Genomic DNA, 13,173 nt, shown 5'->3' on the forward strand with positions numbered 1-13,173 from the left:
AGCGCTGTCATTTTGCATTTACTATGATGAAATTATTGAACTGAAAATCGCACTCGCAATAAACATGGGCGTGCAGTTCTTACTTTGTCGTCCTAAGCTAACTGTAGTGGCGAGTCGACCGTATTTTACGTTTACCAAGGAGCTAAAATGATAAACAAGAAATTTGCTCTAGCGGGTATCATGGCTGCAATGCCATTATTTGCTCAAGCTGGTTTATCTCAACAACAAGTAGATAATTTCGCAAAAGGTACAGAACTGACTTTTGCAGTTGAAGACAACTTTCATAACGGTGCAGCCAGTTTTATCGGTTCTATGCGTTTACAAAATAATTCGTCAGTTGCTTTGCCAAAAGGCAAAAGTGATTGGCAAATTTACGTGCATTCAGTGCGTAAAATTTCAAAGGTCAATACGCAAGGTATTGCTATTGAACACATCAATGGTGACTTACACCGTTTTGTACCAACAAACGAGTTTAAAGGCCTAAAGGCTGGTGAAAGTTTAAATGTCGAGTTTGAAGCGGGGGCTTGGGTGGCCTCATATTCAGACTTTATGCCACGTGCTTTCTTAGTCAGTAACAAACAAAAACCAGCAATTTTTGCTAATACTGACACCGAAGACCTCACTACATTTATTGCGCCATTTGAACGTGATAATCAGCTTTATCGTTACAACGAGCCAAAAGATCAGACAAAGCTTGCCACTCCAGCGCTACGTTTTGAGCGTAATCAAAGCAATATTGAAGTAAGCAAAGAAGATGCGCTAAAACGTATTATTCCAAAGCCTCACTCGGTTGACTTCAACCGCGGGACTGCAGAGCTTGATAGCAGTTGGCAGATTCGTTTCGCTGGACGATTAAAGTCAGAAGTGGCCGTTTTCCAAGAAGATCTTGCCGACTATGGTTTAACACTCAAGGCTGAAGCCGATCATATTTCAGCAGGCAAAACGCCGACTATTTTCTTGAAAGTGAATGATGCACTAAAAGTTGATGGTAAAGTGGCTTCTGAAAGCTATCACCTAGAAATTGATGATGACAAAGTAGTTATTACAGGTAGCGACAACGCGGGGGTCTTTTACGGTATTCAAAGCTTCTTAGCGCTAATCCCTGCAGATGCAAAAAATACAGTGTCAGTGCCAAACGTAGAGATTGAAGATACGCCGCGTTTTGCTTGGCGTGGTATGCATTACGATAATGGTCGTAACTATCATGGTAAAGATGCGCTGTTCAAAATGGTTGAACAGATGGGTCGTTATAAAATGAATAAGTTCCACTGGCACTTTTCTGAAGATGAGGGCTGGCGCTTAGAGATCCCCGGGTTACCTGAGCTAACAGACATTGGCGGTTATCGTTGTTTCGATTTAGAAGAGCGTAGCTGTTTGTTAACTCAGTTAGGTACTGGGCCATTTAAGTCGGGCACAGGTAATGGTTATTTAAGCCGTGAGGACTTCGTTGAGTTATTAAAATTTGCTAAATCGCGCCATATTGACATCATTCCTGAAATTGAAGGTCCGGGTCACGCGCGTGCCTCAATTATCGCGATGGAAGCGCGTTATGATCGCTTAATGGCAGAAGGTAAACCTGAAGAGGCTAAAACGTATCTATTATCTGATCCTAAAGACACGTCTCAGTACTTAACGGTTCAAAATTACACAGACAATTCAATGAATGCGTGTATGGATTCGACTTACGCGTTTATTGAAAAAGTTACTTACGAACTGCAAAACATGTATCGCGAAGCAGGTACGCGTTTAACTAATCTTCACTTTGGTGGTGACGAAGTCGGTGCTGGCTCTTGGGTTGGTTCACCGGCGTGTCAGGCAATGTTCGCTGATCCGAATAATGGCGTAGCAGGTCCAAATGATTTAAAACCTTACTTCACTCAGCGTGTTGCAACTATGTTTGCTAAACGTGGCATTGCACCAGGTGCGTGGGAAGATGGGTTAATGTACGACAAAATTAACCCGTTTAAGCGTGATGAATTCCCTAATGAGGTATTTACTGCCAACGTATGGGATAACATCTGGGAGTGGGGTGTGGCAGATAGAGCACACCGTCTAGCAAACAATGGCTATCAGGTTATTTTATCTCATGGTACGCACTTGTACTTTGACCACCCTTATGAAGCGCATCCTGAAGAACGTGGCTACTACTGGGCGACGCGTTATACAGACACAAAGAAAACATTTAGCTATATGCCGGATGATGTCTATGCTAATGCCGACTATACCCGCAGCCGTGAGCCAATTGTTAATTTAGAAGCATTAGTCGGTCGTGAGCTCCCGAAACTTGAAAAGCCAGAAAATATTTTAGGTATTCAAGGTCAGGTTTGGAGTGAAACTATCCGTACTGAAGATCAAGTATTACGCATGGTATTCCCGCGTATCCTTGCTGTTGCTGAGCGTGCTTGGCACAAAGCAAGCTGGGAAGGCAGTAAGATTGAACCAAAGGCATTTGCAAAAGACTGGCACACTTATGCTGCTGCATTGAGTGTGAAAGAGCTCGCTAAACTTGAGCGTGATGGTGTTAATGTCAATTTACCTGTACCTGGCGCAAAAGTTGAAAGCGGTCAGCTAGTGGCTAATTCTGCGTTCCCACATTTAGAGATTCAATACAGTACAGATGGCGGTCAATCTTGGTCAGAGTACACCTCACCTGTTTCTGTAAGTGGTAAAAATGCAGTGCAATTACGCACAACATTAAACGGCAAAAAGTTTAGCCGTGTTACGCAGTTAACACTTTAGTAAAGAGTTGAAAATAAAGAAATACCCCTATGGATTTTAGTATTGGCACAGGCGGCAAAAATCATGAGGGGCCTGAACATAGCTAGTCTATGAGATGGTCCGAATGATCGCAGCCAACACATGACAATATTAAAAGACGACGGGAAAAAGGGCCGAATGGCCCTTTTTTAATTAGCTGGTAAGGCTAGTAATAGAACAAATTTTAACGTAAAGTAAAATGTCAGCGCTGTCATTTTTGTTTACATGATGTTAAAAGCTGAAAAGATTTTATGGCATTGTGCCAATCTGACATAATTAAAATCACACAACGAGTAGAAGTTTATGGAAGCAACTGTGTCAAATTCAACGACGACTAAAAGCAATGCCATTCCTTTGGCTATCGTTGCGGCGATGTTCTTTATTCTGGGTTTTGTTACCTGGTTGAATGGTTCATTAATGCCGTATCTAAAGCAACTTTTTGATCTGACACCTATTCAGGCGTCTTTGATCTTATTCTCTTTTTATATTGCAGTGACATTTACTGCTATCCCATCGGCAAAATTTGTTAAGAAAGTGGGATACAAAAACGGTATGGCCATCAGTATCGGTATGATGATGGCAACAGCTCTGTTATATATCCCTGCAGCGAAAACTCAGGTATTTGCGTTGTTCCTAGTGGCGCAGTTTACTATGGGTATCGCGCAAACAATTCTACAAACCGCGGTTAACCCTTACGTAGTACGTTTAGGCCCTGAAGAGTCGGCAGCGGCACGTGTAAGTATCATGGGTATTCTTAACAAGTTTGCCGGTGTTATAGCACCTCTAGCGTTTACAGCACTTGTGTTAGGTGGCTTTAGTGAAGCGGCTTCAAGCGCGCCTTTATCACAAGTTGAAAAAGATGCTATGGCAGGCAACTTAGTGATGCCTTACCTAGGACTTGCTGCATTTATTGGTTTGTTTGCATTGGGTATTAAATTTGCGCCACTACCTGAGATTGAAGAAGAAAGTGAAGACAAGTCGTCAGGTACCGTAAAAGAAGCATTAGCTCACCCAAATTTAGCCCTAGGTGTAATAGCTCTATTTTTATATGTAGCCGTTGAAGTAATTGCAGGCGATACTATCGGTTCTTTTGCATTAGAATTTGGTGCATCTAATTATAGTATTATGACATCAGTAACCATGACATTTATGGTTACTGGTTACATACTAGGTATTTTCCTAATCCCTAAAGTTATTTCCCAGGAAAAGGCCTTAACTATTTCAGCAGTCTTGGGCTTGTTATTGACAGTTTGCATTGTTTTTGCCGACTCTTCAGCTGTAATTGGATTACCAGCCACAATTACACTACCAATCTTTGGAACTGTTGCGTTTGTAGGTGATGTGCCTCTTGCCGTTTTCTTTTTGGCACTATGTGGTTTAGCAAACGCAATCATGTGGCCGGCAATTTGGCCATTAGCTTTGTCTGGACTTGGCAAGCTAACTAGTGTAGCTTCTGGTTTATTAGTTATGGGTATTGCTGGTGGTGCTTTTGGTCCACTTTTCCTAGGTTTAGCAAAAGGTTCTGAAGCAACGGTTGCATCTAGCCAAACGGCATACCTAGTATTATTACCATGTTACCTATTTATCCTCTTCTATGCCCTAAAAGGTCATAAAATGAGAAGTTGGAAGTAAAGCATTTCTATCTAAAAGTAGAAATAATCCCGTGTGTAATGCCACCGTAAGGTGGCATTTTTTTGTCTAAAATTCATTCTAAATATCTTTCCTATTTTCAATACCCTAGCAGTCAAACGAAAACCAAGCACATTCACAGCGGCTGTTTCAGATTCCAGCACGATGTGATATGCGGTATAATCGGCGCCTTTTTTCTATTGGGGCAATTTACATGAACGCGTTAAAAGCGGAACGAGCACTGTTTTCCTATCCCAAATATTGGGCGGAATGTTATGGCAATGCACCTTTTCTTCCGACAACTCGACAAGAGATGGACGAACTAGGCTGGGATAGCTGTGACATTGTGTTAGTAACCGGTGATGCGTATGTAGATCACCCAAGTTTCGGCATGGCCGTCATTGGTCGTGTGCTAGAAGCACAAGGCTTTAGAGTTGGTATTATTGCGCAGCCCGATTGGTCAAATAAAGATGCCTTTATGTCACTGGGTAAACCAAACTTATTCTTTGGTGTAACCGCTGGCAATATGGATTCGATGATCAACCGTTATACGGCTGAAAAACGCATGCGTCACGATGATGCTTACACGCCGGGTAATGTCGGTGGTAAACGTCCAGACAGGGCGGTTGTGGTATATAGCCAACGCTGTCGTGAAGCTTATAAAGATGTACCTCTTGTAATTGGCGGCATTGAAGCCAGTTTACGTCGTATTGCCCACTACGATTATTGGCAAGAAAAAGTGCGTCGCAGCATCATCTTTGATGCTAAAGCTGACATTCTTATTTATGGTAATGCTGAGCGACCCTTAGTTGAAGTGGCACATCGTATTGCTGCTGGTGATGACATTAGCCAGATCCAGAATATTCGCGGTACTGCGGTTATCCGTAAAGAGCCGTTAGATGGATGGCGCGGCAGTGATTCAACGGCTATCGATAAAGTGGGCAAAATTGACCCAATTCCAAACCCATATGGTGCCGATGATGTTGGCTGTAGCAAATCTGAATTTGCTAAAGCTGGCATAGATTTAAAAGCCGAAGAAGCCAAACCAATCGTGGTTCAACCGCCTAAATTAAAACCATGGGAAAAAGCGTATGTAAAGCTGCCCGCTTTTGAGCAAGTCAGCGTGAATAAACCGCTTTATGCTCACGCTTCACGTATTTTGCACCAAGAAACCAACCCGGGCTGTGCTCGTGCGTTATATCAGCGTCATGGCGACCGTTATGTATGGGTGAACCCACCTGCGTTTCCTTTAGAAACGGAAGAAATGGATATGGTGTTTGGTTTACCATACCAGCGAGTGCCTCACCCTAAATATGGCAATGAAAAGATCCCTGCATACGACATGATCAAAACTTCGGTAAACATCATGCGTGGGTGTTTTGGTGGTTGTAGTTTCTGCTCTATTACAGAGCATGAAGGACGCATTATTCAGAGCCGTTCAGAAGAATCAATCTTAGATGAAATTGAACAAATTCGTGACAAAGTGCCGGGTTTTACTGGCGTTATCTCGGACCTTGGTGGTCCAACAGCTAATATGTACAAGCTGCGTTGTAAGAGCAAAAAGGCCGAGAGTACCTGTCGACGTTTATCGTGTGTGTTCCCTGATATCTGTAAGCATATGGATACCGATCATACGCCAACGATTAATTTGTATCGTAAAGCGCGTGATGTGAAGGGCATTAAGAAAATCCTTATTGCATCCGGTGTGCGTTACGACTTAGCGATTGAAGATCCTCGCTATGTAAAAGAGTTGGTATCACACCACGTTGGCGGCTATTTGAAAATTGCGCCTGAACATACCGAGTCGGGTCCACTTTCAAAAATGATGAAACCGGGAATGGGGGCATATGACAAGTTCAAAGAGCTATTTGATAAGTACTCCAAAGAAGCGGGTAAAAAGCAGTATTTGATCCCGTACTTTATCTCGGCCCATCCAGGTACGACCGACGAAGATATGGTGAACATGGCGCTATGGCTAAAAGCCCACGACTTTAAACTCGACCAAGTGCAAAACTTCTATCCCTCTCCAATGGCAAATGCGACGACGATTTACCATACAGAGATGAACTCGCTGCGTAATATAAAGAACAACAAAGAAGTGGTAAGTGTGCCGAAAGGGGCTAGGCAACGCCGCTTACACAAAGCCATCTTGCGCTACCATGATCCTGCGGGGTGGCCGATGATCCGTGAAGCGCTTCGAAACATGGGTAAAGCGAATCTAATTGGTGGTGGACCAAATTGTTTGGTGCCAGACGAAACCAGACAAGAAAAAGCACAGCGTGGCAAAAAAGGCACAGGTCATGGGCAACAAGCTCGTAAGGGCGGCAAACCTGCACTGACACGTCATACTGGGTTTAGTCAGTTTAAAAAGGCCAATACCAAACCGAGAGTTGGGGCGAATAAGCAAAGAGCCAACAAGCCTAAATAATAGGTATAATAAAAATCAAAAAGCTGTCGCAAGACAGCTTTTTTGTAACTATGAGAATAGATTGGCGCGACTTATTTAAATGTAGCCAGCAATTGCAGTAAGTTTTGAATTTTAAATACCACGGCTTTTAATTTCTCTTCGTCTAAATTTTCCATTTTGCTGAGTGCTTCAACATCTGCGGCTGTATCTAGCACATAAGGCTTGAAGCGTTTTGCTTCAAAATCAAAGCCCGCATTTTTATCGAATAATGCAGTGAATTTTCCATGCCCTTGTTGCTGTAATTCATCTAATTTTTTATCAGCATCAAGTGCCTGACGGTAAACGACTTTTAGATTTTCATTGAGTTTTTCAATAACAGCTTGCATGTTTTTCCTAAAGTTGTCGGTAAATCGGCCGATAGTGTACGAGGATTCAACTAAAAAGTCAGGTATATGCTTATGAATATTTCCGGAAGTAACCTACCTGCTATGTCTGGTGCGGGCGAGAGTGGCGAAGTATACAGCGCTAAACTTGCCAAGTCGCAACAACAAGCAGATGGTAAAGCTGCACTTGCTTTGATTGAAGCCGCAGGGTCGAGCGCTGCTGCGCAAAGTCCTGCAAAATCAACCACAGCAACTTTAGGCAATAATATTAACGTGTACGTTTAATCGTACTTTTTGATATTAGCGCAGCTGTAAATCAATCGGTGTCTTACTTGTTTTGCCGCCGATTTCTCTTACTAACTTGGGTACCAAAAAGCCAGGTAGCTCAGCTAGCATACCCGCCATCAAAGTAAGCGCTGCTTCTTCAGACATATCAAAATGACTGGCACCTTCAACTTTGTCTAGTAAGTGTAGGTAATAAGGCAGAATATCCGCCTCAAATAGTCGTTCGCTCAGAGCCACTTGCGCTTCTACAGTGTCATTTATCCCTTTTAGCAAGACAGCTTGATTAAGTAGCGTGACATTCGCTTGTTTAAGCATTTGCATAGCGCGTTCAAAGTCATCGTCAATTTCGTTGCCGTGATTAATATGATTCACAAAGATGATTTTTAGTGGGCTCGCTTTAAAGCGCTCGCATAACTCAGGCGTAATACGTGCAGGGATCACCACAGGCAAGCGACTATGAATACGCAGGCGTTTGATTTGTGGTAGTTGCTCTAATTGTTCTAAAAACCAGCTAATGGCGTTGTCTTTGGCCATTAAAGGATCGCCGCCACTTAAAATGACTTCATTCACTTGCGTGTGATTTTTTAAGTACTCAATGACTTCAAGTAAAGCCTGCTTATTTACCTGGTTATCTTGATACGGGAAGTGACGCCTAAAGCAGTATCGACAGTTCACCGCGCAGCCAGTTTTAAACATCACTAGCACGCGAGAGCGATATTTATGCAATAAGCCCGGTATGGCACTTTGTTGTTCTTCTAAAGGATCTTTGTTGTAGCCGATTTGAGTAATAAATTCTTGGTGCTGAGGTAGCACCTGAAGTAATAATGGGTCATTGGGATCGCCAAAACGCATCTTCTTTATAAAAGGCAGCGGTACACGCATCGGGAATAAACGACGCGCTTCTAGGTCTTTTTCACTGAAATGACTGTTGATGCCAAGCATTTTTACTAACGTTTTTGGGCAAGTGACCACATTTGCCAATTCTTTTTGCCAGTTACTATGCAAATTTACTTCATTTGTTTGTATCATTAGCAGGTTTATTACTCGATAAAAGAAGATTAGAGGATACCGATGGCGAATTATAGCACCAACGAGTTCAAGGGCGGCCTAAAAATTATGATCGATGGCGAGCCGTGCACCATCTTAGAAAATGAAATGGTTAAGCCGGGTAAAGGCCAAGCGTTCAACCGCGTTAAGATCCGTAAACTGATCTCAGGTAAAGTACTTGAGAAGACTTTCAAGTCTGGTGATTCAGTAGAAGGTGCTGACGTAATGGAAACTGAGCTAGCTTACCTATACACAGACGGTGAGTTCTGGCATTTCATGAACAACGACACATTTGAGCAGATCGCGGCTGACGAAAAAGCAATGGGCGATAACGTAAAGTGGTTAGTTGAAAACGACGTATGTACAATTACACTTTGGAACGGTAACCCAATCGCAGTAACACCACCAAACTTCGTAGAGCTAGAGATCACTGATACTGATCCAGGTCTTAAAGGTGACACAGCGGGTACTGGTGGTAAGCCTGCAACACTCACTACAGGTGCTGTAGTACGTGTGCCACTATTCGTTCAAATCGGCGAAGTAGTGAAAGTAGATACGCGTAGCGGTGAATACGTAGGTCGTGTGAAGTAACTTTGAGTTATTTCTGAGACCAAAAAATCCCAGCTTATGCTGGGATTTTTTATGGTTAAAATGAATTTTTGAAAGAGTTAGATAGTATGTCTGAAATTAACTGGGCACCGAGTGCGGATATTCAAACACTCAAACAGCGTGCGGTAATTATTGCGAAAATTCGTCAGTTTTTTGCCGAGCGTGATGTGATGGAAGTAGAAACGCCAAGCTTATCAGCTGCCAGTGTGACAGATGTTCATCTAGCGACTTTTGCGACTGAGTTTGTGGGCCCAGGCAATGCCGAAGGTTTGCCTTTATACATGCAAACCTCTCCTGAGTTTGCCATGAAGCGCTTACTTGCCGCTGGCAGTGGCGCCATTTATCAATTAGCCAAAGCATTTCGTAACGAAGAATCGGGTCGTCATCACAATCCTGAATTTACTATGTTGGAATGGTATCGTCCTGGATTTGATGAATTTGATCTAATGAACGAGATTGATGAGTTGATGCAGTTGATTTTAAACTGCAAAAAAGCCACCTCAGTGAGTTATCAACAAATCTTTATTGATGTATTAGGGCTAGATCCACTTGAAGCAACATTGAGCGAGCTACAGCGACTCGCAACAGAAAAAGGCTATGGCGATATTGCTGCAAATGAAACACACAAAGACACGTTGTTACAGTTGTTATTCTGTATGGAAGTCGAGCCAAAAATAGGTATTGAAGCGCCTTGCTTTGTGTATCACTTTCCAGCCTCGCAAGCGGCATTGGCGCAATTAAATCCAGATGACACTCGCGTAGCAGGGCGCTTTGAGTTGTATTTTAAAGGCATGGAATTGGCCAATGGCTTCAATGAACTCACGGATAGCAAAGAGCAAGCAGCGCGTTTTGCGGAAGATAACCAGTTAAGGGTGCAAATGGGCTTGCCAGAAGTGGCTGCAGATGAGCGCTTTTTAGCGGCGCTCGCACATGGTTTACCACAATGTTCGGGTGTGGCGCTAGGCATTGACAGGTTAGTGATGTTAGCGACGGATAAGTCGTCAATTAAAGAGGTGATAGCCTTCGATGTCACACGTGCCTAATCCCCGCCATCTTTCAAACCTTACCTTTGTTGGCTAAGTTGTATTTTGGAGCGCCAGTCCGAGTTCAATCACATAGATACCTATGCTCATGAACTCACTTGCTTGCCGCCTCGGTATAATTTGAAATCTATAGGGAATATATAAAGCTACTTCTTCTTACCTCACGAAGCGGCGTAATTCATCTTGCGTCGTTTGGGTGAGCTTTTGAGCTTGTTGGCACTGCTCTGAAGCCGCATCAATTTGCTGTTTTGCTTGTTGCGCTAGTTCAACAATATTGAGCACCGTTTGATGAGTGTGGTTTTGCGTTGTTTCAAGTTGATGCACTTCACCGACGATGGCTTCGAGCTGTGTTTGGTTATGCTCAAAGTCGTCACACATGCTAGCAAATCCACCAGATGTTTCGCTGATGGCTTTTTCTGCAGCACCCGAATGATTAATAAGTTGTTGTGACTCTTGATGTGTTTCACCGACTAGCACATCCATTTGGTTAATGAAGTCACTGATTTGACGAGTCGCATCGTTTACTTTAACTGATAAGTTGCGTACTTCATCCGCAACCACCGCAAAACCTCGACCAGCTTCGCCTGCACGAGCTGCTTCGATGGCAGCATTCAGTGCCAGTAAGTTAGTTTGATCAGAAAACTCTTCAACCATTTTGAGAATGCTACGTATATTGTCACTGTTCTCTTTTAACCCAGCGACAGTGTTTGCGAAATTACCAAGCAATTGCGTAATATGCTGAATTTCGCCTACTAAAGTAGACAAAGACTGCGATGATCCACGAACAAAGTGCAGGCTTTCGGTGTTGGCTTGATATACATTATCAGTATTACCAACAATGCTTTGTAGGCTATGTGTAACTTGGTCACTGGCAGCAATGATTGAGTCGCTACTAGAAATTTGTTGTGCACCCAATTCAGAAGTTTGTTGCATTGAGCGAGTGACTTCTTGGTTAGAGTTAGCTGCAACTTCTGCACTGCGATAAGTTGTGTTAAGTAACTCACTCAAACGACTGGTAAAATGATTATATTGTTCGCTTACTTCTCTAAATTCATCGTAGGTAAATTGCGGTAACTTAGCCTCAAGGTTGCCATCATCTCTATTTATTTGTTCCAACGTATCGCGCATAGCTTTTATCGGGCGAACTATTAAAAAACGCATATAGAATAGCGTAAAGATAAAGCCACCTATGGCGCCAAGTGACATTAGCCAAAATAGACCTGTGCCTTGACTATCTTCTGTTAGCTCAGCATACAGCCAAAATAAAGTGATGAGCTGAAAAGCAAACAAAAAGCTTAGGTTACCGAATATCTTTCTAGAGAGAGTAAAAAAGAAACTCTGTTCAATTTGATTATATAAACTCATGTATAGACTCATATTTTGGCTCTTAATTGTCGCCATTTTCTTTTAATCTTAGAACATACTAGGGATTTCTTGCATTATCGCGACAAAATCATTTTTGCGTAACATGGAAAGTTACTAAAAATCCCATCAACACCTAAGCGCTGCATTTCTTCTATTTCTTGTTGTTTATCGACCGTATAGGTCATCACCTTTAGCCCTCTTTGCTTTGCATCAGCGACAAACTCATGATTAATAAAATTTTTATCTAGATGAACGCTGTAAGCATGGAGATTTTCTGCAAAGTAAGCGTAGTTAAGGGGAATAGACGCGGTTAAAGCACCTATTTTTACCCAAGGCAGGTTTTGTTTAAGCCACTTTAGCTGATGGTGATCAAATGAAGAGATGAGCAGTTGCTCACGCTCAATGATGCCCTCAGCTACGTTTTTCTCGAGCGTACTGACTAGTTTATCCAGGCCAAAAGTATGTTTTAGCTCAAGATTGATTTGAGTTTGAGTGTTTATTAACTCAAGCACTTGCTGCAAGTTAAGAACTTTTTGGCCATCGCCAGCGTCAAGAGTGTTAATTTCAGAGAATGGTGTATCGACGACTCGTCCCTGACCATTCGTTGTACGGTCTAACCAAGAGTCATGAATAATGACAAAATCATCGGCACAACTTTGAACATCGAGCTCTATGCCATCGACTTGTGCTTGCAAAGCAGCAGTAATGGCTAAAGTTGTATTTTCAGGATAATTACCACTTGCACCTCGGTGCGCAAATATTTGCATTAGGCTTTTTTCCTTGTGATTGACCAAGTTTCAAAACAGGCTGCACTGACGACCAGTAAACCGCCGATTAAGGTCATCATATTTGGCTGTTCTGACAATAGCATAAAAGCCAATACGGTGCCGTACAAGGGTTGTAAACAAGAAATTAACCCGGCTGTAGTTGCAGATAAGAACCTTAAACTGCTTGCAAATAGTGCATGCGGCGCTGCGGTAAAAATAATACCAGCCAATAACAGTAACCATATATCTTGTTCGGGCAAGTCTGTCGGCCCAACATCAACGAAGGCACATAACATTAAACAAGCTACTATGGTTTGGTAGAGCATGGTTTGAGGACCGCCATAGCTTGAGAAGTATTGTTTTTGTAATAGGTTTCTTAATGCAAATAACAGCCCAGAGAATACACCTGTGATTATTCCTAGCGTCACGTCATTCCCCAAACTGGCCTCTGGTACCAATAAATAAATCCCGAATAAAACGGTTATGGCACTGATGATGTCTTTGCTTTTAAGTTTCTGTTTATTGAAAAAGGGCTCTAAGAAGACCGTGATCACCGGGTAGGTAAAGAAAGCGATGATGCCAGTTGCAATGCCAGCTAATTGCATGCCAGCAAAATAAGTAACCCAGTGTAACCCAACCACAATGCCTAAAATTATGGCAATACCGTAATCTTTTTTGTGATTTAGGGCGATGGCTTTGCCTTGAAATTTGAGTAAACAAACGAGGGCAATAAAGGCGATAGCTGTACGGTACACCGTGATATCAAGCGCTGATAAGCCTATGAGTTTAGAAAACAGCGCAGTACCGCCGAACAGCAGTACCGCAGTATGTAGCTGAATAAGAGCTGATTGTTCTGAGCGCATGAATATATCGTATTGTCT

11 protein-coding genes are annotated in these 13,173 nt (G+C 42.6%); 6 read left to right on the forward strand and 5 right to left on the reverse strand.

The features are described from left to right. Positions 1–147: 147 nt before the first annotated feature. The 3 genes from PP2015_RS01935 to PP2015_RS01945 all read left to right on the forward strand — a co-directional run bounded on the left by PP2015_RS01935 (position 148) and on the right by PP2015_RS01945 (position 6,814). The gene (locus PP2015_RS01935) at positions 148–2,739 is read left to right on the forward strand and encodes a family 20 glycosylhydrolase (protein ID WP_058028670.1); all 2,592 of its coding nucleotides are present in this window, start codon (positions 148–150) and stop codon (positions 2,737–2,739) included. 321 nt (positions 2,740–3,060) lie between these two features. Continuing rightward, the gene (gene nagP, locus PP2015_RS01940; RefSeq protein ID WP_227009199.1) at positions 3,061–4,389 is read left to right on the forward strand and encodes an N-acetylglucosamine MFS transporter NagP; all 1,329 of its coding nucleotides are present in this window, start codon (positions 3,061–3,063) and stop codon (positions 4,387–4,389) included. 211 nt (positions 4,390–4,600) lie between these two features. Next, positions 4,601–6,814 carry a YgiQ family radical SAM protein gene (locus PP2015_RS01945; RefSeq protein WP_058028671.1) on the forward strand — a complete coding sequence of 738 codons (2,214 nt, stop codon included), beginning with the start codon at positions 4,601–4,603 and terminating at the stop codon, positions 6,812–6,814. 71 nt (positions 6,815–6,885) lie between these two features. Here the strand turns inward: PP2015_RS01945 and PP2015_RS01950 are convergent, their stop codons facing one another. Then, entirely contained in the window at positions 6,886–7,179 is a 294-nt protein-coding gene (locus PP2015_RS01950) for a hypothetical protein (protein ID WP_058028672.1), read from the reverse strand. Positions 7,180–7,251: 72 nt separating this feature from the next. On the opposite strand from PP2015_RS01950, the gene PP2015_RS01955 reads away from it, so the two are divergent. After that, a complete protein-coding gene (locus PP2015_RS01955; protein WP_058028673.1) occupies positions 7,252–7,461 on the forward strand; it encodes a hypothetical protein in 210 nt (69 codons plus the stop codon). A 15-nt stretch (positions 7,462–7,476) separates the two neighbouring features. On the opposite strand, the gene epmB is transcribed toward PP2015_RS01955, so the two are convergent. Further along, the gene (epmB, locus tag PP2015_RS01960; RefSeq protein WP_058028674.1) at positions 7,477–8,490 is read right to left on the reverse strand and encodes an EF-P beta-lysylation protein EpmB; all 1,014 of its coding nucleotides are present in this window, start codon (positions 8,488–8,490) and stop codon (positions 7,477–7,479) included. 42 nt (positions 8,491–8,532) lie between these two features. On the opposite strand from epmB, the gene efp reads away from it, so the two are divergent. Together efp and epmA are read left to right on the forward strand one after the other, a co-directional pair. Then, positions 8,533–9,099 (forward strand): elongation factor P, encoded by a 567-nt coding sequence (gene efp, locus PP2015_RS01965; protein ID WP_058028675.1) that lies wholly within the window; start codon positions 8,533–8,535, stop codon positions 9,097–9,099. An 86-nt stretch (positions 9,100–9,185) separates the two neighbouring features. Further along, the gene (gene epmA / locus PP2015_RS01970; protein ID WP_058028676.1) at positions 9,186–10,160 is read left to right on the forward strand and encodes an elongation factor P--(R)-beta-lysine ligase; all 975 of its coding nucleotides are present in this window, start codon (positions 9,186–9,188) and stop codon (positions 10,158–10,160) included. A 156-nt stretch (positions 10,161–10,316) separates the two neighbouring features. Here the strand turns inward: epmA and PP2015_RS01975 are convergent, their stop codons facing one another. From PP2015_RS01975 to PP2015_RS01985, 3 genes are all read right to left on the reverse strand, one after another. Beyond that, on the reverse strand, positions 10,317–11,525 hold the full coding sequence (locus PP2015_RS01975; protein WP_058031517.1) for a methyl-accepting chemotaxis protein: 1,209 nt from the start codon (positions 11,523–11,525) through the stop codon (positions 10,317–10,319). A 74-nt stretch (positions 11,526–11,599) separates the two neighbouring features. Beyond that, positions 11,600–12,292 (reverse strand): glycerophosphodiester phosphodiesterase, encoded by a 693-nt coding sequence (locus PP2015_RS01980; protein ID WP_058028677.1) that lies wholly within the window; start codon positions 12,290–12,292, stop codon positions 11,600–11,602. Then, positions 12,292–13,155, reverse strand: a complete 864-nt coding sequence (locus PP2015_RS01985; RefSeq protein WP_058028678.1) for a DMT family transporter — start codon at positions 13,153–13,155, stop codon at positions 12,292–12,294. The genes PP2015_RS01980 and PP2015_RS01985 overlap by 1 nt, the downstream gene beginning before the upstream one ends. Between the last annotated feature and the right edge of the window lie 18 nt (positions 13,156–13,173).

Origin of the sequence: Pseudoalteromonas phenolica (genome assembly GCF_001444405.1) — a bacterium.
Classification (GTDB): Bacteria; Pseudomonadota; Gammaproteobacteria; order Enterobacterales; family Alteromonadaceae; genus Pseudoalteromonas; species Pseudoalteromonas phenolica.